Consider the following 23,778-nt stretch of genomic DNA (forward strand, 5'->3'; position numbering starts at 1 on the left):
TTATCCGATGAATGCTCAACCCGACTGGCAGAGCCGTCTCGGTTCCGGTTCTGAAGATGACGGCATTGCCGTCGATGGCGCTACCGTGACCTATCGCAACGGCCTGACCGCCTTGCGCGATGCGAGTTTTCGCATCCCGACCGGCACGATTGCCGCTCTTGTCGGCGTCAACGGGTCGGGCAAGTCGACCTTGTTCAAGGCGATCATGGGTTTTGTGCGTGTTGCGCGTGGCTCAATCCGGGTGCTGGGTATGACGGTTGAGGAAGCCTTGCGCAAGAACCTCGTCGCCTATGTGCCGCAATCGGAAGAGGTGGACTGGAATTTTCCGGTTCTGGTCGAGGATGTGGTGATGATGGGCCGCTATGGCCATATGGGCATGATGCGGATACCGAAGACTGCCGATCATGAAGCGGTGGCCAATGCGCTTGCTCGTGTGAATATGAGCGAGTTTCGCAAGCGCCAAATCGGCGAGCTGTCCGGTGGACAGAAAAAGCGCGTTTTCCTTGCCCGTGCGCTGGCGCAGGACGGTCGTGTCATTCTGCTCGATGAGCCGTTTACGGGCGTCGATGTGAAGACCGAAGAGCAGATCATTACGCTGTTGCGCGAACTGCGCGACGAAGGCCGCGTGATGCTGGTTTCAACGCATAATCTCGGTTCCGTGCCGGAGTTTTGCGACCGCACGATCCTCATTAAGGGCACGGTGCTGGCCTATGGGCTGACTGCGGACACCTTCACCCAGAAAAATCTGGAAATGACCTTTGGTGGCGTTCTGCGTCATTTCGTTTTGAACGAAGCGCAAGGCGGAGCTTCTGCCTCCATTGGCGTGATTACCGACGATGAACGCCCCCTGATCCTTCAGGGTGGCAAGGCAGCCATTCGCAATACGGGCGATGGAGAGGGAGGGCAGGAATGATGGACATGCTTTTCCAGCCATTCACCTATGGCTATATGATTGATGCCATGTGGGTGTCGGCGCTGGTCGGTGGTGTTTGCGCTTTCCTGTCGTGCTACCTGATGCTCAAGGGCTGGTCGCTGATCGGCGATGCCTTGTCCCATTCCATCGTTCCCGGCGTTGCCGGAGCCTATATGCTGGGACTGCCGTTTTCCATCGGCGCGTTCTTTTCCGGCGGGCTGGCGGCTGCTGCCATGCTGTTCTTGAACCAACGAACCAAGCTGAAGGAAGACGCCATTATCGGCCTGATCTTCTCAGGCTTCTTCGGGTTGGGCCTGTTCATGGTGTCGATCTCACCAACCTCGGTCAACATCCAGACCATCGTGCTCGGCAATATTCTGGCGATCACGCCGGGCGACAAGCTTCAGCTTGGTATCATCGGCTTCGTGTCGCTCGCCATTTTGCTCGTCAAATGGAAAGACCTTATGGTCACATTCTTCGATGAAAGCCATGCGCGTTCGATTGGCCTCAATCCGACCGCGTTGAAGATCATGTTTTTCACGCTTCTTTCCGCCTCGACAGTTGCGGCGCTTCAGACGGTTGGCGCTTTCCTCGTCATTTGCATGGTGGTGACACCGGGTGCCACGGCCTATCTGCTGACGGATCGCTTTCCACGACTGCTGGTCATCGCTGTTATGATCGGTGCCGCCACCAGTTTTCTGGGCGCTTATGCAAGCTACTTCCTCGACGGTGCAACGGGCGGCATCATCGTCGTGTTGCAGACGGTGATTTTCCTGTGCGCATTCTTCTTCGCACCCAAGCATGGCATGCTTGCGAGCCGACGCCGCGCCGCTGAGACACAGGCGCTGGAGGCATCGCAATGAGCATTATCGAAACGCTTCTTTCGCCATTTGAATTTCCGTTCATGGTCAATGCGCTGGTGATCTCTGTCACTGTGGCAATCCCCATGGCGCTACTGTCCTGCTTTCTGGTTCTCAAGGGCTGGTCGCTGATGGGCGATGCAATCAGTCACGCGGTGTTTCCCGGGGTGGTGATCGCCTATGTCGTAGGCTTTCCCTATGCGGTCGGCGCGTTTGTCGCGGGCATGTTCTGCGCCATCGCGACCGGCTTTTTGAAAGATAACAGCCGCATCAAGCAGGATACGGTCATGGGCGTGGTGTTTTCCGGCATGTTCGGGCTGGGGTTGGTGCTCTATGTCAAAGTGAGGCCGGACGTTCATCTCGACCATATTCTGTTCGGCGATATGCTCGGTGTTTCTTGGTTCGATATCGGACAGGCGGCGCTTATCGCGGTTCTTACCGTGGCAATCATCGGCATCAAATGGAAAGACTTCCTTTTGCACGCCTTCGATCCAGCGCAGGCGAGGGCCGTTGGCCTTCGGGTCAGCCTCCTGCATTACGGGCTGCTCGGCCTCATCTCGCTGACGATTGTGGGCGCGTTGCAGGCCGTTGGCATCATCCTCGCCATTGCCATGCTGATCGCGCCGGGTGCCATTGCGTTTCTCCTGACGCGCAAGTTCAGCACCATGCTGTTGCTGTCTGCTGTTATCGCGGCGGTTGGTTCTTTCACAGGCGTCTATCTGTCGTTCTTCATCGACAGTGCGCCTGCTCCGACGATTGTGCTTTTGCTTTCAATGATTTTCGTGGCGTCCTTCATCTATGCCACGCGCAAGGCGGCTCGGATCGAGGCTTCGGAGATGGCTTGATCGCAGGGGCTTCTTCGAATCTCTCAATTTCTGCATAGTGGCGAGATGAAGAAAGATGCAGCGGCACTGAAGATCTATCTGAAGCGCGGATTATCCACTGCGGCCATGATGCTCGTGGCGGCGATGTCCTGTCCGGTTCAAGCGCAGGAAACGGACAAGCCGGGTATCTGCGAGGCGGATAGTTTCGAGAATACGAAATATATCATCTGCAAACCGGAAAACGGCGTTGCTGGGCTAAGGCTGTTCTGGAAAGGGGTTGATGGCGAGCCCTATCAGACATTCTCAAGCGTTGCCAAGGCCGTCAGCAATGGCGGTCACACGCTGGTTTTCGCGATGAATGCCGGAATGTACGGAACTGATTTTGCGCCGATCGGCCTTTATGTCGAGAACGAGCAGGAACTGCGTCCGGCTAACAGACAAAAAGGTGAAAGCGCAGGTGGTCCTGTGCCGAACTTCTACAAAAAGCCGAACGGCGTTTTCTTCTGGGATGACAAGGGCGCGGGAATTCTCCCCACCGACACGTTCTTAAAACGCAAGCCGAAGGCCAGTTTTGCGACCCAATCCGGTCCGATGCTGGTCATCCGCAACAAATTGCACCCGGCTTTCATTGCAGGCTCGACGGACCGCACGCGCCGCAGTGGCGTCGGCGTTTGCGAGAATGGCGCTGTGCGTTTTGCAATCAGCGAAGACCCGGTGAACTTCCATGATTTCGCGCGCATGTTCCGCGACCATCTGAAATGCCCAAATGCCCTGTTTCTCGATGGCGGAAACGGTACAGGCATTTATAGCCCTGCACTGGGCCGTAACGACATATCCTGGCATGGAGGTTTTGGCCCGATTGTCGGCTTCGTGGAATAGGGCCGCCCGCCGCGTCAGCGGTCGTTAGGTGTCTCGATGAGTTCCATCGCAAGTGCCCGTGCTCTGTCGGAAATGTCTGGATTGAAGACCAGCCAATAACCGTTATCGCTTGTCCGGGATATGTCGCAGGCATGGACAAGTTGTCCGCGCTGCACAGCGCCATCGATCAGCCCGGACCAGCCAAGCGCAACACCCTGATCGGCAATCGCCGCTTCAATCACCAGATTATAGGTATTGAAGACGAGGCCATAATTGCCGTCGACGATTTCCTCACCGATGGCATTCAGCCATGACTGCCAAGTGAACCAGCGATCACCCTGCAATGTGTCGAGATGCAGCAGCGAGGCTGCGCCTAGCCCTTTGCCGTTGGGAAAGCCACCGCTTTTTTCGAGAAAAGCGGGTGAGCAGACCGGCATTACTTGTTCGCCGATGAAAGGGACGGAGCCCTTGGGGAAATCATTGCGCCCGCCAAACAGGATCGCGATGTCGGCCTCGCGATAATCGAGCGGCTGGAGCATGGAGGAAGCCGTGATACGCACGTCGACCTCGGGATGTTTGGGCCTGAACTGCGCCACGCGCGGCATCAGCCAGAAAGTGGCAAAACCGTAATCCGTTGCAATCCGCAAACCGGGTGAGCGCTGCCTGCGCCTGATCTGCTGCACGGCGTCTTCGATTCCATCCAGACCAGCCCGCACAGCCGCATAGAGAATCCGCCCATCCGGCAGAATTTCAACGCCGCGCGCCCGCCTTGCAAACAGCGTGACGCCCAAACGGTCTTCCATGCGTTTTATTTGATAGCTGACGGCAGGTTGCGTCATGCCGAGTTCACGCGCTGCGAGGGTCAGATTTTCCAAACGTCCGACCGCTTCGAAAACGCCAAGGCTGCCAAGATCCCAGGATGGAGAAACCATAAAGAGCCTTTATATCGTCGATAAAAAATGAATGGGTTTTTCCTTAGCGCAAATGGTGTTTTCCTGAAAGTCGAAATGCAAGCCATAACGGCTTTTGATTGTACGAGATGCGGAATGCATCCATCAACGAGGGGTCTCCGATGCGTTATTTGAAGATGACTGCACTGGCGTTTGCGGCGTTCACGGGGCTGGCGGGAACGGCTTATGCTGCCGATCCGGCTGCATGCGAAACAATCCGCCTGTCCGATCCAGGCTGGACTGATATTACCTCGACCAATTCCATTGCAAGTGTGCTGCTGACAGGCCTTGGCTATAAGCCCGATGTGAAGACAATGTCTGTGCCGATTGGCTATGAAGCCCTTAAAACTGGCAATCTCGATGTCTTCCTTGGCAACTGGATGCCAGCACAGCAGAAATTCCGCGACGATCTCGACAAGGCCAAAGCGGCTGAGGTGATCGTCAAAAATCTGGAAGGCGCAAAATTCACGCTCGCAGTGCCGGATTATGTCGCGAGCGAAGGCATCAAGGATTTTGCCGATCTTGCTGCCCATGGCGATAAATTCGGCAAGGAGATTTACGGTATCGAGCCGGGTGCTCCTGCCAACCAGAATATCCAGAAGATCATCGAAGATCCGAAATTCAAGCTGAACGGCTGGAAGATCGTGGAATCCAGCGAGCAGGCCATGCTGGCGCAGGTGGACCGCAAGAACAAGGACAAGGGCTGGGTCGTGTTTCTTGCCTGGGCTCCGCATCCTATGAACACCAAGCTGAAGATTGAATATCTGTCGGGTGGCGATGACTATTTCGGCCCCAACTTTGGCGGCGCGGAAGTCTACACGCTGGCGCGCACCGGCTGGTCGGCGAACTGCCCGAATGCTGCAACCTTCTTCAAGAACCTCACCTTCACCGTGGATATTGAAAACGAGCTGATGGGTAAGATTCTGGACGAAGGCGCGGAAGGTCCAGCGGCTGCGAAGGAATGGCTGAAAGCCCATCCGGAACAGATCGACAAATGGCTGGCTGGCGTGACCACGCTGAAGGGCGAACCAGGCGCTGCCGCCGTCAAGACAAGCCTCGGTCTCTGATCGTCAAACGTAAAGATTGCAAGGCGGGCATTTCGATGCCCGCCATTTCGCGTTTCACTTATGCCAGATGGTTCCGCACAGATGAAAAAGCCCAATATCCTCATTCTCATGGTTGACCAGTTGAACGGGACGTTTTTCCCGGATGGCCCAGCCGACTTTCTGCATGTTCCGCATTTGCGCAAGCTTGCCGAGCGTTCCACCCGTTTTGCCAATTGCTACACGGCGAGTCCGCTTTGCGCTCCGGCGCGCGCTTCTCTGATGTCGGGTCAATTGCCGTTTCGCACCGGCGTTTATGACAATGCAGCCGAATTCTCATCCGAGATACCAACCTATGCGCACCACTTGCGCAATGCGGGGTATCAGACCGCGCTTTCCGGCAAGATGCATTTTGTCGGCCCCGACCAGCTGCACGGCTTCGAGCAGCGTCTGACGACGGATATCTATCCTGCTGATTTTGGCTGGACGCCGGATTATCGCAAACCGGGAGAGCGCATCGACTGGTGGTATCACAATCTGGGTTCCATCACCGGGGCCGGTTCTGCGGAAATCACCAACCAGCTCGAATATGACGATGAAGTCGCCTATCAGGCCGAAGCGAAGCTATACGATCTGGCGCGGGGCCATGATGAGCGTCCATGGTGCCTGACCGTCAGCTGCACCCATCCGCACGATCCTTACGTGGCGCGTAAGCGCTTCTTCGACCTTTATGCGGATATTCCCGAACTTGACCCGAAGATCGGACCGCTACCGGAAAGCGAAATCGATCCGCATAGCGAGCGGTTGCTTCGCGCTTCCAAGGCTGAGGATTACGATCTGACCCGTGCGCAGATTAGGGCAGCGCGGCAGGCCTATTTCGCCAATATTTCCTATGTCGATGAGAAAATCGGCGGCCTGCTGGATGTGATCGAACGTTGCAATATGGCGGACGATACGATTGTCATCTTCACCTCCGACCACGGCGACATGCTGGGTGAACGCGGCATGTGGTTTAAGATGAGCTTTTTCGAAGGCTCCGCACGTGTGCCGCTGATGATCGCCGCGCCACAGATGCCGGTGGGTTTGATCGATATGCCCGCCTCAACGCTGGACGTGTTGCCGACACTGGCCGATCTGGCAGGGATCGACCTCAACGGCATCATGCCGTGGACCGATGGCGTTTCGTTGCTGGAGGTCGCGGCTGGTACGAAGGAACGCGGTGCGGTGCCATGCGAATATGCTGCTGAAGGCACGGTTGCGCCGATGGTTTCGCTGCGTGAAGGACAATGGAAGATCAATCTCTGCCGTGTCGACCCACCGCAATTGTTCAATCTCGCGGATGATCCGGATGAGCTGAACAATCTGGCGGAAAGGTCCGAGCATCGCGCGATACTTGAGAAACTGATGGAAAAGGCGCTGGGGCGCTGGAACCTCGATCTCTTCGATGCGCATGTTCGCGCCAGTCAGGCCCGCCGCCATGTGGTTTATCCGGCCTTGCGCAACGGGGCTTATTATCCGTGGGATTACCAGCCGCTGCAAAAGGCGTCAGAACGCTATATGCGAAACCACATGGACCTGAATGTGCTGGAGGACAACCAGCGCTTTCCGCGCGGGTAAGGCACGCGTTATGAAAGCGCCAGCAGCGTGTCAGCGGCGTCACCATCGATGATGAGGCCGTTGACGATGCCGCTTTTCAGAAGCGCCTTCGCTGCCGCAGCTTTCTCTTGCCCAGCGATGAGCAGCACGACCTGAACTTTCTTCAGCTCGGCAAAGCTGAGTGCGATGGTGCGCTGGTTCATCTCGTGCTCGACCTGCTGCCCATCCTTGTCGAAGAAAATGCCGTTGGTGTCGCCGATTGCACCGGCGGCACGCAGGCTTTCCAGCTCGGATTTGCTGAGCATGTTCTGGCGGCGCAACAGGGAATCCTCCGTCAACTCGCCAGCGCTGATGAAGCAAACAGAAGCCGTGCGGGCAATCTCCAGCGCACGCGCCACAGAGCGCTGCGAAATGAGCACTTTTCGGTCTTCTGCGGAATCAGCGATGAACGGAACCGGCAGGAAAAAGCCTTGCCCGCCCGTCCGCCGCGCCAGCATGTGCACAACTTCAAATGGATTATAGGCGGAGTTCGCGGTCAGCGATCCCATGACGGAGATGAAGCGCGCCTGTGGTGCGCGTACACCCGCAAGTTGCAATGTCATCTGCTCGATGGTTCGGCCCCAGCCGGTGCCGATGGTGGCTTCCTCATTGTCGGCCAGAAAGCTTTTCAGATAGGTGGCGGCAGCAACACCGACGGCCCGGAATGAAACCTGCTTGCGGATTTCGGATGCCGTGTCTTCATCGGCATGAAAGCCAAATGGCTGTGTTGAAATACAAAAATCCAATCCATGTCGACGCATCAGCTCGTTTTCCACGGGCAATGTGCCTGCGTTCTGGTGGTCGATGGAAATGCTGACAAGGCCGCTTTCGCGGGCCTCGCCCAATATCTTGTTCACGCGCGCCCGGGTCAGGCCCAGTCGGGATGCGGTCGCCTCCTGGTTGAATCCGCCAACGTAATAGAGCCACGCCACGCGCACCATGAGGCTGTCTTCGGATTCACTCATCTGTCCCTCGCTCAATTTCTGCACGGCTAATTACAAATGTATTTCTGTTTGACATTTGTAATTAGCCGACGCTTAATACCAATCGTTCCGGCGGACAAGAGCGCGAAAGAGCGGGCAGGTCAATCGGAATGGAACCTGAAGCACAGGCAGCCGAATGGCGTTTCTGGAGGAGCAGAGACCGACATTCGCCAGTGCATCGGGTGTGGAGGAGTACGGAAGGCGATGGCGCCATCCGTAACAGGCACTGACCAGCTCGAACTGAACTGCATGTGTGCCGGGAAACAGCAATTCAAAGCCAGTTGTGGAGCCAACCACATGGCTTGTGGGAGGAAAAAATGGGTTCGGGACTTTTCAGGAAAACCATGGCTGTTGCAGCTCTGGCCATGCTCATGGGCACGGCAAGCGCGTCGGCTACCAATGTGGCCTGGGTGCATTCCAATGCTGCGGCGCAGTCCGAGCAGCGTGCAAAAGCGGGCTTTGATGCCTGGCTCAAGGAAACCAACAAGGATTGGAGCATCAGCGTTCTGGATAGCGGCGGCTCGGGCGAACGCACGGCGTCGAACATTCAGGATGCTGCCTCGCGCGGTGTAGACGCAATCATCGTCAGCATGTCGGATCTGCGTGCCTCGCGTGCTGCTATCGATTCCGCTGTTGCGGCCAAAATCCCGGTTTTCGCCATCGATAGCGGTCAGGTTGACGGCGTTGTGGTCGATGTCACTACCAATAACTGGGCAATGTCGGCTGATGTGTCGCCATACTTGCTTAATGAAATGGGCGGCAAGGGCAATCTGATCTTCCTGCGCATGGCAGAGCACCACGGCACGCGCAAGCGCGGCGATGTGATGGAAACCGTGCTGAAGGAATATCCGGAAGTGAAGGTCATTGCCGAGCACAATATCGATTACACGGCCTTTTTCGAAGATACGACCAAGACCATGCAGGACTATGCATCGCGCTTTGGCGAAGACATCAATGCCGTCTGGGCGCCTTGGGATGAGCCTGCACAGGCTGCCATCAACGCGCTGAACGCCGCCGGATTGAAGAATGTCAAAGTCATTGGCATCGATGGCCATCCGCAGGCGATCGAAGAAGTCTGCAAGCCTGACAGCCTGATGATCGCAACGGTTTCGCAGCCATTCGAAAAGATGGGCGCGCAGACCGGCGAATGGATCGAGAGCATCGTGGTCAAGAAGGAAGACGCTGCGAAGGTCATTCCGTCGAAGACCGTTTATCTCGATGCACCGCTCGTCACCAAGCAGAACTGCAAGGACTTCCTCCCGAAGAAGTAGGCAAGCCCCCAAAGTTGCCTGCATCTGGCCGGAGCGTGAACGTTCCGCGCTCCGGCCCCTTTAGAGTAGATTGAATTCATGGGAGTTCTCCGATGGCCGTAAGCCTGTCGCAGATCGTTATGTCCTATCCCGGAACGCTGGCGCTGGATCAGGTGAGCGCCGAGTTTCGGTTTGATGAGGTGCATGGACTGATCGGAGAAAACGGCGCCGGAAAGACCACTCTGGTCAGTATTCTTGGCGGCAGCAAAAGCCCGACTTCGGGCACGATCACCATTGATGGCACCGAGGTGAAGCTTGCAAGTGCCGGTGATGCGCTGCGCAAGGGTATCGCGCATGTGTCGCAGGAGGGCAGTCTCGTTCCCGGATTGACCGGCGCGCAGAATATTCTGCTGGGCGACGAGCCTCGCATGGGCCTTGGTGTTATTGACAAGCGCAAGCTGCTGTCGCGCGCCAATGACTTGCTCAAACGCTGGTTCCCGCAAGTTTCCATCGACCTCGACGAGCAGGTCGATATGCTGCCTATGGCAGATCAGAAGATCATCGAAATTGTCCGCGCACTGCGTGGCAATGTTCGTCTGCTCATCCTCGATGAACCCACGGCGACATTGCCTGCACGCGAAAAAGAGAGCCTTTGGGAGATCATCAAGACCCTGCCGCAGCAAGGCGTCGGGATCGTTTTGATCAGCCATTTCCTTTCTGAAATCAAGGCATTGAGCGATAGAATTACAGTTCTGCGCGATGGTCGTCACATTGCGACGCTTCAGGCTACGGAAGCGAGCGAAGCCGGGTTGATCGATATGATGCTGCAACGCTCGGGCGGCAAGACGGCGATGGCGCAGGAAGCCAGTGACAATCGCAATTTCGGTTCTGTGGTGCTGGAAGTCAGCGATTGGCATGCCGGTGGTCTGCACGTTGACAAATTTTCCATCCGTGCGGGTGAGATCGTCGGTCTGATTGGCCTGACTGGTGCTGGCCATTTTGGCTTTGCCCGCTCGCTTTATGCGGCAAGCGGCGTTACCAGCGGCACATGCCGTTTTCAGGGTGAAACGATTGCGCGGATTGATGCGCGCACCATGCAAAAAAAGGGTGTTGCGCTGGTTCCCGATCACCGCATGGAATATTCGCTGATCGGCGATTGGGATGTGCGTGAAAACCTTGCCATGGTGCATCCGTCCTTTGCGGCCTTGGGCGGTACAGGCGTGCTGTCGATGCGCCGTGAAGCGCAGGAAGCCGACCGCACCATGCAGCTTTTGAATGTGAAAGCGCATTCGCGCAATCAGTTCGTGAAGGATCTGAGCGGCGGCAACAAGCAGAAGGTGTCGATCGGCAAGTGGCTTTACGGTGCAGACGACCACTACCGGCTGATGATTTTCATCGAGCCGACAGAGGGTGTCGATATAGGTGCCAAGCGTGAAATTCACGCGCAGATGCGCAGGCTCGCCGACAAGGGCGTGGCCATTCTGGTCACCTCGTCCGACCTTCTGGAAATTGCCGACGTGGCAGACCGCGTCATCCCCTTTGTGAATGGCTCTCCGGGCGCGGAAATTCCGCGTGAGGCCTTTTCCGAAGCGAAGTTTATTGCCGCAATGGCAGGAGTCATCCAATGAATACACAGAACCCCGCCGTTGCCCCGCAATCGTCGCGTCATGCGCAGAGCTTCGGCAAGAAGCTCAAGGGGGAATGGCTGCTGAAATATTCAACGCTCTTCGTGTTGCTCCTGCTGTTTGCGGGCTTCTCGCTGACGGTGGACCGTTTTCTGACACCCAATAATCTGCTCAACATTCTTCAGCAGATTGCCATGCTCACCATCGTCGGCGCGGGCCTGACCTTCGGTTTTGCCGCGCGCGAAATGGACCTTTCGGTCGGCTATATGGTTGGCATGGCGGGCATTTTGGTGCCGCTGCTGCTGGTCGCGGGAACGCCACTGCCATTGGCCTTGCTTGCTGGATTGGGGGCAGGGTTTGTCGTGGGGGCCGTCAATGCGGCGCTTGTCACCCTTGTCGGCGTGCCTTCGCTGATTGCCACGCTTGCCATCGGCTCCATTCTTTATGGCATCAACTTTCTGATGACCGGCGGACGGGCGATCTATGGTGGCCTTCCGGCCAGCTATCTCTGGCTGGGACAGGGACAGCTTTTCGGTATTCCCGTGCTTGCCTATGCAATGGTCATCGTCGTGTTTGTCGCCTGGTTCATCATGGAGCGAACCGTCTTCGGTCGCTACATCTACGCGGTTGGCGGCAATCTCAAGGCTGCCGAACTTTCGGGCGTCAATGGTCGCTTCTATCGTGCGGCTGCGCTGATCGTCTGCTCTATCTTTGCAGCGGTCGCGGGGGCGCTTCTGGCGGCGCGCCTCGGTTCCGGCCAGCCCAATGCCGGTGAGCGCTATCTCCTCGACGGCCTAGCCACGGTTTTCATCGGCATGACCATGTTCCGCCCCGGCACGGCAACGGTTGCCGGAACCTTCTTCGGGGCGCTGTTTATCGGCGTCATCAATAACGGCCTCAATCTGATTGGCATGGACACTTACATCCAGAGCATCGTGAAAGGCCTCATCATTCTCGTCGCGGTCGCGGTTGTTTCGCGCACCACCAAACTAAAGCTCCTGTGAGGGCACTGAACCGGACACCATGAAAAATTTGCAACAGACAGGTCTGTCGGAGGCGCACGTGCAAAATCCGAGTAATTCCAATCTTCTCGAACTCTATAGAACGATGCGTCGCATCCGCACTTTCGAAGAACGCGTCGGCGAACTCTTCGTGCGCGGCCAGACGGCAGGTTCGATGCTTCACCTTTCCATTGGTGAAGAAGGTGCTGCCGCCGGTGTTTGTGCCGCCATGCAGCCGCAGGATACCTTCACAACCCATCATCGCGGCCACGGTATCTTTCTGGCGCGTGGCGCTGATCCGAGGCAGATGATGGCCGAAATCGGCGGCAAGGAAACCGGCTATTGTCACGGCAAGGGCGGTTCCATGCACATTGCCGACATGGCGCTCGGTCATCTGGGTGCCAACGCCATCGTCGGTGGCGGTATTCCCGCCGTCGTTGGTGCGGGACTGTCGAGCAAATATCTGAAGAAGAATTCCGTTTCGCTCGCATTCTTTGGTGACGGCGCGATGCAACAGGGCATTCTCTATGAGAGCATGAACATGGCGGCCCTCTGGGGTCTGCCGGTGGTGTTCGTCTGCATCAACAACCAGTACGGCATGGGAACGCGGGTCGATCAGGCCACCGCCAACACGGCTTTCGATCAGCGCGCGCATGCGTTTGGTCTTAATGGAGCTGTTGTCGATGGCATCGATGTCGAGGAAGTCAAGAATGCCGCTCAAGGGTTGATCGACGATGCGCGGCTCGGTAAGCCGGGCTTCCTGTCGGTCACCTGCTACCGGTTCTTTGGTCATGCGCGCATGGACAAGAGCCCGTATCGCGCAGAGGCAGAGGAACTGGAAGGACGCAAGAAGGATCCGGTGAAGTTCACCCGGGATTGGCTTGTTTCGTCCGGATTGGCGCAGGAAGCTGCACTCGACGCCATGGATGGCGACATCACGGCCGAGATGGACGCCACCATCGACTTCACCGTCGAGTCCAAGGCGCCGCCGCTCACCTCCATGTTCAAGGATGTTTACGCGGTCGGCGAACCTGAGCCCGAACCCGTTCGCACCCGTATCGACCGCGTACTTTCCAAGGATGAAGCATAATGGTTGCCATGACTTACCGCGACGCGCTGCGCAAAGCGCTGGATGACGCCATGGCGGAAGACAACACCATCGTCGTGATCGGCGAAGAGGTGGGACGCTATGGTGGCGCTTATGGTGTTACCAAGGATCTCATTGGCAAATACGGCCCCGAACGCCTGATCGACACGCCGATCTCCGAACCGGCCATTGTCGGTGCTGCGGTTGGCGCTGCTATGACCGGGCTGCGTCCGGTTGCCGAGCTGATGTATATCGATTTTCTCGGCATGACGATGGACCAGCTTGCCAATCAAGCAGCCAAGATACGCTATATGTTCGGTGGCCAGATTGGAGTACCGATGGTTCTGCGCACCCAGGGCGGCACCGGGCGTTCCGCTGGTGCCCAGCACTCGCAGAGCCTTGAAGCCTGGATCATGCATACGCCGGGTCTGCGTCTCGCCATGCCAGCCACGGTGCAGGATGCTTACCATCTGCTGCGCCAGAGCCTGACGAAGCCCGACCCTGTGGTCTTCATCGAGCACAAGGCGCTCTACACCCGCAAGGAAGAGGTCGATCTCGACGCCGAGCCGCTGGCATGGGGCAAGGCCGCTGTGCGCCGTACCGGCAAGGACCTCGTCATCGTCACCTATTCGCGCCAGCTGCATTACGCACTCGACGCCGCCGAGAAGCTGTCCGCCAAGGGCATTGAAGCGACGGTCATCGACCTGCGCACGCTCAATCCGCTGGATTTCGACACCGTGCGCGAACATGTCGAACGCGTCGGCAAGGCGATGGTTGTCTCGGAAGGTGTGATGACTGCCGGTGTTGCGGCAGAGCTTGCCGCTCGGATTACCGAGGAATGCTTCGACTACCTCGAACAGCCGGTGGTGCGTGTTGCCGGTGAGGACATTCCGATTTCAGTTTCGCAGGAGCTTGAAACCGGCAGCGTTCCGACGACCGATTTCATCCGCTCCGTTGCCGAGAGAATGTTGTCATGAGTGAACGGATTTTGAAAATGCCGCGCCTTGGCGAGACGATGGAGGAGGGCAAGATTGTCGGCTTCCTCGTCAAGCCGGGTGACAGTTTCAAGCGCGGGGATTCGATCATTGAAATCGAAACCGACAAGACGGTAGCCGAATTTCCGGCATTGGGTGACGGCACGCTCAATGAGTGGATCGGCGCTATTGGCGACCATGTGGTTGTAGGCGCGCCTCTGGCCCGCATCGACATCGGCACTGGACCCGATTGGACCAGCGACGGTGAAGATGAAGCGCCGGAAGCCCAAGCGGCGACCGCTCAAGATGTCGAACCAGTTCAGGAAGCTGTGGAAGCTTCCGTTGCCAAACCTGCGGCTTCGCCAAACAGCGGCGAGCGTGTTCGCGCGACGCCGCTTGCTCGCAAGGTTGCTCGCCAGAATGGCATCGACATCAATTCGCTTTCGGGCAGCGGACGTCGGGGGCGGATCGAGAAGGAAGACGTGCTTGCGGCTTCTGGCGGTTCGAAATCCAATAGCGCTGTGCATTTCGCCGATCTTGCAAATGGCCGTGTCGCCTATCTGGATCAGGGGCCGAAGAACGGTCGTACAATCCTCTTGCTGCACGGTTTCTCTGGCGACCGGACGACCTGGAGTGGCATTGCAGCGGGTCTGCGGCGTGCGAATTGCCGCGTTATCGTGCCTGATCTGCCTGCCCACGGACTGACGACAATCGATGCTGCGGACGCGGCTGAACTCAGCGCCTTCCTGCCTTCGTTCCTTGATGCTCTGGGAGTTGCCGAGGTTGACGTCGTCGCGCATTCTCTTGGTGCCGTCGCTGCGGCGCAATTTGCGGATGCCCATGCAGATCGCATTTCGAGCCTGACGCTTATCGCGCCTGCTGGACTTGGTTCTGAAGTCGATGCCGGCTTTATCTCCGGTATGGCCAATGCAACGACGGCTGGAGAAGTCAGCCATCTGTTGCGCCGTATCGCGGCCAAGCCAGTGGAGCTTTCGCCGGAACTGGCGGCGGAGTTTGCGAAAACCATGGCCAAGGGGCGTCTCAAGGCGCTTTCCGCAGCGATTGTCGGCCCTTCGGGGCAAACCTCCGACATCGTTCCGGCGCTGGAAAAGCTTTCTCGTGCAAAGCCGGTTCGTGTTCTGGTTGGACTGCTGGATCGCATCATCCCATGGCAACAGGCGACCGCATTGCCATCGTCCATTGCCATACATTTCCTCGGCCAGTCCGGCCATATGCCGCAATGGGACCAGTCCAAAGAAGTGCTTGATCTGATTATAAGTTCCACGGGAGGCTCCCATGACTGACGATGTCAGGCTTCGTCTGAAAGAAGCGCAAGCACGGCTTGGCGCTTTTGCTAAATCTGCACCCGAACTGATGAGCGGCTTTGCCAAGGTCAGCAAAACCGCAACGGCGGCTGGCGCGTTTTCTTCGGCGCAGCGCGAACTGATTGCGGTCGGCATTGCCGTGGTGAAGGGGTGTGAAGACTGCATCCTCTACCACGTGGACGCAGCAATCCGGCACGGCGCAACCGAAAAGGAACTGATCGAGGCGCTTGAAGTCGCCGTTGAAATGGGGGGCGGCCCGGCAGTCATGTATGCGGGCAAGGCGCTGGAAGCATTTCGCGGCCTGAGTTGAAAATTGCACGATGAGGCATGCGAAGACTGGAGGAGTTTTCGCAGCCGCCTCGGGAGGAATTGAATGGCTTATTTTCTCACCGCCGACGGAGGAACGGAAAGTATCCGGGCGCGGGTTTACGACTTGTCGGGCACTTGCCTTGCAAGCGCGGCAGTTCCCTATGAGACGAAGTTTTCCAGCGGCGCGCGCGCGGAGCAAAATCCGGAAGACTGGTGGTCATGCTTCGTCCAGGCCGCACGCAAGGCGATAGCGGAATCGGCTGTCGACCCATCGGCAATTGAAGCGATCACGCTGGCGACGACCAGTTGCACTGTCGTGGCTCTGGATGCCGACGGCAAGCCGCTGCGTCCCTCGATCATCTGGATGGATGTTCGCGCAAGTGCCGAGGCGGATGCCGTGCTTGCCACCGGCGATCAGGCCTTGCAGGCCAATGGCGGCGGACGAGGGCCCGTCTCCGCGGAATGGATGATCCCGAAGGCGCTGTGGATCGCGCGCAATGAGCCGGAGATATTCGAAAAGGCAGATACAATCTGCGAATATCAGGATTTCATGACCCTGCGCTTGACCGGTGAAAAGGCGGCGAGCCTCAACAATGTTTCGCTTCGCTGGCACTATTCTACGGATCGCGGCGGCTTTCCGGTTATGCTTCTGGAGAAACTCGGCCTCGGCGCTCTGCTGCAGAAATGGCCGTCCCGCGTGGTTGCACCCGGGGAGGTTATCGGCGGACTTTGCGCATCGGCTGCTTCCGCACTTGGCCTGTCGCAGAGCGTGAAGGTGGTGCAAGGCGGAGCCGATGCACTTATCGGCATGATCGGTCTCGGTGTTGCCAAGCCGGGTCAACTTGCGCTGATAACCGGTTCATCTCACTTGCAATTTGGTGTTGCAGACAAGCCTCTGCATGCGCCGGGCATTTGGGGCAGCTATCCCAACATGGTCTATCCGGACCGCTACATTATCGAGGGCGGACAGACTTCCACAGGGTCGATCATCGCATGGCTTGGGCGCATGATGAACGGCACCATGGATATGGAAGCGTTGAACGCCAAGGCTGCCGCGCTGGAGCCGGGTGCAGAGGGCCTTCTGGTACAGGATCATTTTCAGGGTAACCGCACGCCCTATACCGATGCCTTGTCTCGCGGCGCAATTGTCGGTCTGACGTTGGCGCATGAACCGCACCACATCTTCCGTGCCATTATGGAGGGTATCAGTTTCGGCACGCGCGCCATTCTCGATGCTATGGCCGAGGCCGGTTATCGCGGGCAGGAAATTACGGTTGGCGGCGGGGCCAGCGCATCGCCGCTCTGGCTGCAAATCCACGCCGATACGGCTGGACTGCCGGTCTGCGTGCCGCAATCGCGCGACGCGCCTTCTGTCGGGGCTGCGGTTCTTGCTGCGCATGGAGCTGGCCATTTTGCAAGCATTGATGACGGCATTGCCGCGATGGTGAGGCCGGGCAAACGCATCGAACCACGCCCGCGCGAGACGGCGCTCTACAATGAAATCTACCAGCAGTATCGAGCGCTCTATCCGGCGCTGAAGGCCGTACAGGCTGCCTGAGGCATTGTGGCGGGAGGACGAAATGCTCAAAGATTTTCAACTGGCCGGTAAGCGTGCTGTCATAACGGGCGGCGCAAAGGGTATCGGGCGGGCCATTGCCGAGCTTTTCGTTGAAGCCGGCGCGACGGTCATCATCACGGACCGCGATGAAGCGGCGGGCAAGCAGACGGTCGCGGAGCTCAATGCGCGCCGTCCTTCATCTGCAAGCCTTTACATTCTGGATGTAACGGATCGTGATGCAGCAGAGCGAACAGCCGAAGCGATTGCTGCCGAGATCGGCGTTCCCGACGTTCTGGTCAACAATGCGGGCATTGTTCGCAACGGCCCGGCGAGCGAAACATCTGAAGCAGACTGGCGCGCGGTGCTCGACGTCAATCTCAACGGCGTCTTCTTTTGTGCTCAGGTCTTTGGCAAACGTATGGCTGCTGTGGGGCGGGGTGCCATTGTCAACATCTCGTCCATGTGCGGCGAGATTGTCGTCTATCCGCAGCCGCAGGTTGCCTATAACGCAGCCAAGGCCGGGGTAAACCTCATCACCAAGTCTTTGGCTGTTGAATGGGCAAAGCAAGGCGTGCGGGTCAATGCGGTTGCACCGGGTTACACCGCAACGGAACTTACGCTTGCTGGCCGCAGCAACGAAGAATGGTTTTCAACCTGGATGCGCATGACGCCACAAGGGCGGCTGGGAGAACGACGCGAGATCGCAAATGCCGTTCTTTTTCTGGCGTCCGATGCCGCAAGTTTCGTGACGGGAACAGTACTTGCCGTAGATGGCGGTTACACCGCGCTTTGATTTTGGGAGAATGAGATGACTGAACAGGCGAAAATTGCTCTGGTCACCGGCGCAAGTCGCGGTATTGGCCGAGCCATTGCTATTGGTATGGCCAAGCGCGGCTTCGATGTCGCGATCAACGATATCGAGCGTCAAAAAGATGCATTGCAGGAAGTGGCGCAGGAAATCGAGGCCACCGGTCGCCGCGCATTAATCGTCTATGCCGATGTGAGCAGCAAGGTCGATGTTGAGGCGATGGTCAAGAAGACTGCTGATGCATTTGGTCGTATCGATGCAATCGTCAACAATGCCGGTATTCTTATTGCCAGCGATGTGGAGCACCTCAAGGAAGAGCACTGGGATAGCGTCCTCGATGTCAATGCGAAGGGAACATTCCTCGTCGTGCAGGCTGTTTTGCCTTACATGAAGCAGCAGAAATACGGCCGCATCGTCAATATCGCTTCCATTGGCGGCAAGCACGGCGCGCCTGAACAGGCCCACTATTCCGCATCGAAGGCCGCCGTCATGGGCTTTACCCGCGTTCTGGCACAGGAGGTGGGCATCTACGGGATTACGGCCAACTGTATCTGCCCGGGGATTATCCTGACCGATATGGGACGGGTCAATCTGGACGATGTTGCCGTGCGCCAGTCCTGGCAGGAAAAGACAGCGATGCGCCGCATTGGTGATCCGGAAGATGTCGTCGGACCGGTCGCATTCCTGGCTTCGGATGATGCGGGCTTCGTGACCGGCCAGAGCCTCAACGTCGATGGCGGTATCGTGCTGAGCTAATGTTGTGCTTAAGAGGCCAAACGGTCCGTGTTTACGGCGCGGCAGTTGCTGACCGCTGCGCCGGAATGTCATCGTGAAAGGCGAAGTTACAGATCGACGGGACGTCCCGAGGCTTCTTCTTCAAGCGTGATGGCCACATCTGCATTGGCTGAAAGCCTGACCTTGTCACTTTCGATATCGGCGACAAAACCCAGCTCGATGTAATGATGATGGTCGCTATGTTGCCCGGAATTATCGGTCTTCTTAAGCTTGATCCGGTTGCCCTCCAGCCGATCAACCGTGCCGATATGCACGCCGTCGGCGCCGATCACTTCCATGTTCTCGTGAATTCTATGCTGCATAGGGATTTCCTCCGCTTGAGCTTCAGATGAATTCAACATCTGCAAATGGGATTGCCGTCTCTAAACTAGTGCGCGTTTGCCTCTTGGCCACGGCAATGAGTGACGGAAATCCTGTTACTCAAAAAATCAGCCCGAAGCGGGCTGAGCAATGCGTGAGTTGTAGTTTCCGTTATTCGAATACGCGCGCCAGTTCGGAGGCGCGCTGTGCTGTTAGCTCCGGATCAAGGTCGCTGTCTTCGAAAGTGCGTATAACGACCCGTGCAAGTTGGTCTCTGTCATCATCAGTCGATGGAGACCGGCCCAAAAGTTCGCAACTGCGGTTATAAGCCTGTTGCAACAACGACAATTCTGCCTGGCTGAATATGCCACGGTAAGCTGCGCTACGAAATGGCATTGGTTTTCTCCTCTGCCTATATGGAGCGCCAATTAACACGCGGCAGCAAGGAACATTCGCGTGAACTGGGTTGCGGGCATCTTCGTTGCAGGGCAAGAACTGAAATCAGTTCAGGCTTTTCAGCGTCAACAGTTCCTGAGCAGTCATCTCATCCGTGATCAGCACTTGAGCCTTTGTGGTCAGGATACTGGCGCGGATGATCTGCGCTTTGCGAACGCCTCCTGCCGAAATGATCACTTTTGGCACTTTGCGCAGTTCCGTTGGGTTGATGGCCATGGCGCGTTTGTTAATCGGATGATCGACAATCTCACCTGCCTCATCAACGAATTGGCACAACACATCGCCCACTGCGCCTGCTGCCTGCAGGCTTTCTGCATCTTGTGCCGTCAGCAAACCGCGACGGAAAATCGATGCCTGTTTGCTGACGTCCGCTACACTCAAAACAGCGAGATCTATGTCGGAAACTTTGCTTTTCAGTGCTTTTAGTTCCTGGATTTCCCACAGCTCCTTCGCCAGAGCCACATGAGGCACGAAGACGGGGGCGGTGATCTGGAAGAGTTCCGTCTTGTAAAACTCAGCCAGCCGCCATGCGACGGCTGATGGATTGTCAGCCATGGAATGTGTCAAGCCGCCGAGCAGGGAGATAACCGACAGGTCATTGATTTCACGCCATTTCAGATGGCTCATACAAGCCTGCAACGTTGCACCCCAGCCAACGCCGACTGTCAGTCCGTCTTGCAGGCGATCTGAAAGATAACGTCCGGTAGCGTGGCCGATCACGGCGGAGATACTGGCTTCGGATTGATCGGAAGAGGGCACGACAATGGCTTCAAACAGCCCGAGGTGTTTTTCCAGCGCACGTTGCAAACGTATGAGCGGCTCGGCATGGGAATTCAGAGAAATCTGGACGATGCCCTCGTCGCGCGTGGCAGCCAGCAGCCGGAAAGCCTTGATCCGACTGATATCCAGATTCTGCGCAACCTGCTCCTGCGTTAGCCCTTCAATATAATAGAGCCACGCGGCACGTAGTTTCAGCTCGTCCTGATCTGCCTGAAACTTGGTTTTCGGCTTTGTGCTGCGGGCCATTATTCTACCTTTTGCGTCTTTCTTCCAAGAAGGCTCACTATCTCATTTGCGTGCGATAATGATGCGATAATTACCTTTACGTCAAGAATTGTTTGAAAACACAAATGAACAAAAATATTATGATTGCAAAGAATGTACAAATAAATCATATGTTGCCACATGAATTGCGGAGACTCTCCTGCTGGGAGAGGAGTTTTCAAGAGGTGGGAAATGCGAATTCTGATTTCAAACGACGACGGTATTGATGCTCCCGGCATTGCGGTGCTTGAGAAAGCCGCGCGTCTTTTGAGTGACGATGTGTGGATCATCGCACCGGATGGAAATCGCAGTGCAAACGGTCATTGTGTCTCTCTCACGGCTGGGTTTTCGGTCAACAAGCTTGCAGACAAGCGTTACGCCTGCACGGGTACGCCGGTGGATTGCGTAATCGCTGCGATTCATTGGGTATTCCGTGATCAGCAAATGCCAGATCTCGTTTTGTCGGGCATCAATGCCGGGCGCAATGTGGCCGAGGATGTGTCCTATTCCGGGACAATGGCGGTTGCCCGCGAAGGTGCGCTGAACGGCATTGCTTCGGTTGCTTTTTCCGCGCCGCGTGATTGTGAAGCGTTCGATGCAGATGCTCTGGCGTGGCTCGCCAGTCATATTCGCAATTTCTGGGAAACCAGAAATGATTGGGCACATGACGGTCACTGGCTGAACGTCAATCTGCCGCGCAAACTGCCCGCCGCATTGGAAATGGCTGAAATCGGCCGCGACAAGAATCTGAAATATGTGAATCTTTTCGAAGAAACGGAGAATTCAGTTCGCATCCAGCCATTAGCGGATCGTGATTACAAATCCAACGGCAACGATGAGAATGCGTTGATTGACGCAGGCAAGGCCAGCGTGACCAACCCCAACTGGTTTGGCCATTCGAAAGTGCCGGCATCGGTGACCGGACACAAGCCTGCTTGATATCTGTGGCGCGTAAAAACACACCCCCGTTAGCCTCTGCCAACGGGGGTGTGTTTGTTTAAAAAACGGCCTGTTTCTGGCCTTTTAAGAGCTTAGCCACCGATCAGTGGGTAAACCACCTTGATCATGTCTTCGAGGTGATCATTGGCGAAACCGTCGTGCTTCAGCACCTTGCTTTCAACGTGACCATCATCAGAAAAGTGATGTTCCATATAGCCGACCTCGCGAGTGCCACCCATTTCCGGAACAAGCTCTTCCGTTGTTGTAAACGCAATCGATGAGCACCATTCCAGATGCACATTGCCGCGCTTGGATGAGCGCTGCTGATGCAGGTGGCCGCTGGCGATTAGACGCAGCTTTGGGTGGTTGATCAGGCCCTCAAGGCGACCCCAACCCTTTGGATCGACAGTCCAATAGGTCAGCTCGGGGCTGTCCGTATTATCGATGTAAATCGGCTGGTGGGAGAATACGGCGAGGTAACGGTCACCAGATGACGCGATCTGTTGGTCTATCCAGTCATATTGTTCGGCTTCCTGCGGCAGGCTGGAACCGATCAGCATCGAGCTTATACCAATGATTCGCCAATTGCCTTGATCGATTATCCAGCGGTCGGCGCCAAAATAATCTGCAAATCTCGCATAGCGCGCGGCATTGATGGCGCTGCCATTTTCACTTTCCGGCTTGGAAAGGTTTGGATTGTCGCCAACGTCATGATTGCCCGCAAGAAAATGGATAGTTTTGCCGGATTCCTTAAAGAAATCCCGGCATAACGCATAATCCTCGTCATAACGAATCCCGTCCAGGGTCACATCGCCCGTATGGATGATGAAGTCATGATTTGATTCCGCCAGTGGTTCGGCGAGCAGGCGATTGTTCTCGCGGAAATGGTCGGTTCGCGGCGAAAGGTGAGTATCTGAAATTTGTAATATGCTGAATCTGGACATGTTCGCTCCCATGATGAATGAGTCCCAATACAAAGAAACTCATTTTGTACAAAAGTATTGACTGTGAATAAAAAGTTCAATAATTTTTTTGCGGATGGAGACTGGTTCCTTGGGTTTGTCCCAAAGAGTTGCCAGTCGGGAACTGTCTTTGCGCCGATGCGGTTTCAAAGTCAGATATAAGCATTGGGAGGGGACGTGAATGTCGGGAATTGAGATTGTCAATCTCAACAAGAAGTGGACGACATTCCACGCGGTCAATGATGTGAACTTTACCGTTGAGCCCGGCACGCTGACTGTGCTGCTTGGGCCTTCGGGTTGCGGTAAATCCACCTCTCTGCGTCTGATCGCCGGGCTGGATTCTGTGACCTCGGGCCAGATCATCATCGGTGGCAAAGACGTCACCAACGCGCCGCCCGCGAAGCGGGGCCTGGCGATGGTGTTCCAGTCCTATGCCCTGTTTCCTCATTTAACCGTTGCAGAGAACATTATTTTCGGCCTGCGTGTGCGCAAAGTGTCTGCCGGTGAGCGTGACCAGCGTTTGAAGCGCGCTGCCGATATTCTGGGTCTGTCGCATCTGCTGGATCGGCGCCCGTCGCAGCTTTCTGGCGGTCAGCAGCAGCGTGTTGCTCTGGGGCGCGCCATCGTCGCAGAAGCTTCCGTGTGCTTGATGGACGAACCGCTTTCAAATCTCGATGCGCAGCTGCGCCACGATATGCGCAAGGAAATCCGTAACTTGCAGCAGCAACTCGGTATGACCATGGTTTACGTGACTCATGATCAGATCGAGGCCATGAGCCTTGCCGATCAGGTTATTCTGATGAAGGGTGGGAAGATTGAGCAGAAGGCAAAGCCTTCCGAACTCTATCTGGAGCCCGCCACCACGTTCGTTGCCCGTTTTATCGGGACACCACCAATGAACATCATCCGTATGGCCGATTATGACGGCAAGGCCGCTATCAGCGGCGCCCCAAATGGACCGGCGATTTTGAGCGATCCTGCCCGGGGACTTGTACTGGGATTGCGTCCCGAGGAAATCCGTGTGGCGGAGGAGGGGCGCGTAAAAGCCTCTATCGAAGCCATCGAATATCACGGTGCGGACAGCATTCTCGAATGCCGCGTGGGCGATCAGTCTTTGCAAGTGCGCATTGAAGGCATTCGTCGCCTCAATCGCGGCGATACCGTCGGTCTGACATGGGCACCGTCCGCGGTGCATGTGTTCGATGAAGCGGAAGGACATCGCGTCGAGCGCACGGCATTAGCCGTTTAACCAGAAAATGATCGGGGAACGATCATCCCT

General features: G+C 56.6%; 24 protein-coding genes. 18 read left to right on the forward strand and 6 right to left on the reverse strand.

The annotated features are described in order from the left end of the window. Positions 1-7 precede the first annotated feature (7 nt). Genes ACTJKP_RS12860 through ACTJKP_RS12875 form a run of 4 tightly spaced genes read left to right on the forward strand, consistent with a single transcriptional unit; the run spans position 8 to position 3,476 of the window. Positions 8-913 carry a manganese/iron ABC transporter ATP-binding protein gene (locus ACTJKP_RS12860; RefSeq protein WP_440630935.1) on the forward strand — a complete coding sequence of 302 codons (906 nt, stop codon included), beginning with the start codon at positions 8-10 and terminating at the stop codon, positions 911-913. Continuing rightward, on the forward strand, positions 910-1,776 hold the full coding sequence (locus ACTJKP_RS12865; protein WP_440630936.1) for a metal ABC transporter permease: 867 nt from the start codon (positions 910-912) through the stop codon (positions 1,774-1,776). Before ACTJKP_RS12860 ends, ACTJKP_RS12865 begins: the two co-directional genes overlap by 4 nt. Continuing rightward, the gene (locus tag ACTJKP_RS12870; protein WP_440630937.1) at positions 1,773-2,618 is read left to right on the forward strand and encodes a metal ABC transporter permease; all 846 of its coding nucleotides are present in this window, start codon (positions 1,773-1,775) and stop codon (positions 2,616-2,618) included. The genes ACTJKP_RS12865 and ACTJKP_RS12870 overlap by 4 nt, the downstream gene beginning before the upstream one ends. A gap of 45 nt (positions 2,619-2,663) precedes the next feature. Beyond that, complete coding sequence (locus ACTJKP_RS12875) at positions 2,664-3,476, forward strand: phosphodiester glycosidase family protein (protein WP_440630938.1); 813 nt, start codon at positions 2,664-2,666, stop codon at positions 3,474-3,476. Between the two features lie 14 nt (positions 3,477-3,490). Here ACTJKP_RS12875 and ACTJKP_RS12880 read toward each other — a convergent pair whose 3' ends face one another. Next, positions 3,491-4,387, reverse strand: a complete 897-nt coding sequence (locus tag ACTJKP_RS12880; RefSeq protein ID WP_440630939.1) for a LysR substrate-binding domain-containing protein — start codon at positions 4,385-4,387, stop codon at positions 3,491-3,493. Between the two features lie 155 nt (positions 4,388-4,542). Here ACTJKP_RS12880 and choX point away from each other — a divergent pair, with 155 nt between their 5' ends. Together choX and betC are read left to right on the forward strand one after the other, a co-directional pair. Next, positions 4,543-5,472, forward strand: coding sequence for a choline ABC transporter substrate-binding protein (gene choX / locus ACTJKP_RS12885; protein WP_440630980.1), 930 nt, complete (start codon positions 4,543-4,545; stop codon positions 5,470-5,472). Between the two features lie 81 nt (positions 5,473-5,553). Further along, a complete protein-coding gene (betC, locus tag ACTJKP_RS12890) occupies positions 5,554-7,065 on the forward strand; it encodes a choline-sulfatase (RefSeq protein ID WP_440630940.1) in 1,512 nt (503 codons plus the stop codon). Positions 7,066-7,073: 8 nt separating this feature from the next. On the opposite strand, the gene ACTJKP_RS12895 is transcribed toward betC, so the two are convergent. Further along, positions 7,074-8,048: a sugar-binding transcriptional regulator gene (locus ACTJKP_RS12895; RefSeq protein WP_440630941.1), complete on the reverse strand. Its 975-nt coding sequence runs from the start codon at positions 8,046-8,048 to the stop codon at positions 7,074-7,076. A 335-nt stretch (positions 8,049-8,383) separates the two neighbouring features. Between ACTJKP_RS12895 and ACTJKP_RS12900 the strand changes: the two genes are divergently transcribed. The 10 genes from ACTJKP_RS12900 to ACTJKP_RS12945 all read left to right on the forward strand — a co-directional run bounded on the left by ACTJKP_RS12900 (position 8,384) and on the right by ACTJKP_RS12945 (position 18,759). After that, on the forward strand, positions 8,384-9,337 hold the full coding sequence (locus ACTJKP_RS12900; protein WP_078339114.1) for a sugar ABC transporter substrate-binding protein: 954 nt from the start codon (positions 8,384-8,386) through the stop codon (positions 9,335-9,337). A 92-nt stretch (positions 9,338-9,429) separates the two neighbouring features. After that, entirely contained in the window at positions 9,430-10,944 is a 1,515-nt protein-coding gene (locus ACTJKP_RS12905; protein ID WP_440630942.1) for a sugar ABC transporter ATP-binding protein, read from the forward strand. Beyond that, complete coding sequence (locus ACTJKP_RS12910) at positions 10,941-11,945, forward strand: ABC transporter permease (protein WP_440630943.1); 1,005 nt, start codon at positions 10,941-10,943, stop codon at positions 11,943-11,945. The genes ACTJKP_RS12905 and ACTJKP_RS12910 overlap by 4 nt, the downstream gene beginning before the upstream one ends. A 58-nt stretch (positions 11,946-12,003) precedes the next feature. Continuing rightward, positions 12,004-13,032 (forward strand): thiamine pyrophosphate-dependent dehydrogenase E1 component subunit alpha, encoded by a 1,029-nt coding sequence (locus tag ACTJKP_RS12915; RefSeq protein WP_440630944.1) that lies wholly within the window; start codon positions 12,004-12,006, stop codon positions 13,030-13,032. After that, entirely contained in the window at positions 13,032-14,006 is a 975-nt protein-coding gene (locus ACTJKP_RS12920) for an alpha-ketoacid dehydrogenase subunit beta (protein ID WP_171058671.1), read from the forward strand. Before ACTJKP_RS12915 ends, ACTJKP_RS12920 begins: the two co-directional genes overlap by 1 nt. Then, positions 14,003-15,307, forward strand: coding sequence for an acetoin dehydrogenase dihydrolipoyllysine-residue acetyltransferase subunit (locus ACTJKP_RS12925; RefSeq protein WP_440630945.1), 1,305 nt, complete (start codon positions 14,003-14,005; stop codon positions 15,305-15,307). The genes ACTJKP_RS12920 and ACTJKP_RS12925 overlap by 4 nt, the downstream gene beginning before the upstream one ends. After that, positions 15,300-15,638: a carboxymuconolactone decarboxylase family protein gene (locus ACTJKP_RS12930; RefSeq protein WP_114217058.1), complete on the forward strand. Its 339-nt coding sequence runs from the start codon at positions 15,300-15,302 to the stop codon at positions 15,636-15,638. The genes ACTJKP_RS12925 and ACTJKP_RS12930 overlap by 8 nt, the downstream gene beginning before the upstream one ends. 63 nt (positions 15,639-15,701) lie before the next feature. Then, a complete protein-coding gene (locus ACTJKP_RS12935) occupies positions 15,702-17,195 on the forward strand; it encodes an FGGY-family carbohydrate kinase (protein WP_440630946.1) in 1,494 nt (497 codons plus the stop codon). Positions 17,196-17,217: 22 nt separating this feature from the next. Then, on the forward strand, positions 17,218-17,988 hold the full coding sequence (locus ACTJKP_RS12940; protein ID WP_440630947.1) for an SDR family NAD(P)-dependent oxidoreductase: 771 nt from the start codon (positions 17,218-17,220) through the stop codon (positions 17,986-17,988). A gap of 15 nt (positions 17,989-18,003) precedes the next feature. Further along, complete coding sequence (locus tag ACTJKP_RS12945) at positions 18,004-18,759, forward strand: SDR family NAD(P)-dependent oxidoreductase (RefSeq protein WP_440630948.1); 756 nt, start codon at positions 18,004-18,006, stop codon at positions 18,757-18,759. An 86-nt stretch (positions 18,760-18,845) separates the two neighbouring features. On the opposite strand, the gene ACTJKP_RS12950 is transcribed toward ACTJKP_RS12945, so the two are convergent. The 3 genes from ACTJKP_RS12950 to ACTJKP_RS12960 all read right to left on the reverse strand — a co-directional run bounded on the left by ACTJKP_RS12950 (position 18,846) and on the right by ACTJKP_RS12960 (position 20,580). Next, complete coding sequence (locus ACTJKP_RS12950) at positions 18,846-19,100, reverse strand: DUF2171 domain-containing protein (protein WP_440630949.1); 255 nt, start codon at positions 19,098-19,100, stop codon at positions 18,846-18,848. Between the two features lie 169 nt (positions 19,101-19,269). Then, entirely contained in the window at positions 19,270-19,494 is a 225-nt protein-coding gene (locus ACTJKP_RS12955; RefSeq protein WP_078339103.1) for a hypothetical protein, read from the reverse strand. Positions 19,495-19,599: 105 nt separating this feature from the next. Beyond that, positions 19,600-20,580: a sugar-binding transcriptional regulator gene (locus ACTJKP_RS12960; protein ID WP_210276547.1), complete on the reverse strand. Its 981-nt coding sequence runs from the start codon at positions 20,578-20,580 to the stop codon at positions 19,600-19,602. A gap of 210 nt (positions 20,581-20,790) precedes the next feature. Between ACTJKP_RS12960 and surE the strand changes: the two genes are divergently transcribed. Next, positions 20,791-21,537, forward strand: coding sequence for a 5'/3'-nucleotidase SurE (gene surE / locus ACTJKP_RS12965; protein ID WP_440630950.1), 747 nt, complete (start codon positions 20,791-20,793; stop codon positions 21,535-21,537). 92 nt (positions 21,538-21,629) lie between these two features. On the opposite strand, the gene ACTJKP_RS12970 is transcribed toward surE, so the two are convergent. Next, positions 21,630-22,481, reverse strand: coding sequence for a metallophosphoesterase family protein (locus ACTJKP_RS12970; protein ID WP_440630951.1), 852 nt, complete (start codon positions 22,479-22,481; stop codon positions 21,630-21,632). A gap of 199 nt (positions 22,482-22,680) precedes the next feature. Between ACTJKP_RS12970 and ACTJKP_RS12975 the strand changes: the two genes are divergently transcribed. Continuing rightward, positions 22,681-23,748, forward strand: a complete 1,068-nt coding sequence (locus ACTJKP_RS12975; RefSeq protein WP_440630952.1) for an ABC transporter ATP-binding protein — start codon at positions 22,681-22,683, stop codon at positions 23,746-23,748. The last annotated feature ends 30 nt before the right edge of the window (positions 23,749-23,778 follow it).

It is taken from the genome of Brucella sp. 22210, assembly GCF_052045675.1.
Classification (GTDB): domain Bacteria; phylum Pseudomonadota; class Alphaproteobacteria; order Rhizobiales; family Rhizobiaceae; genus Brucella.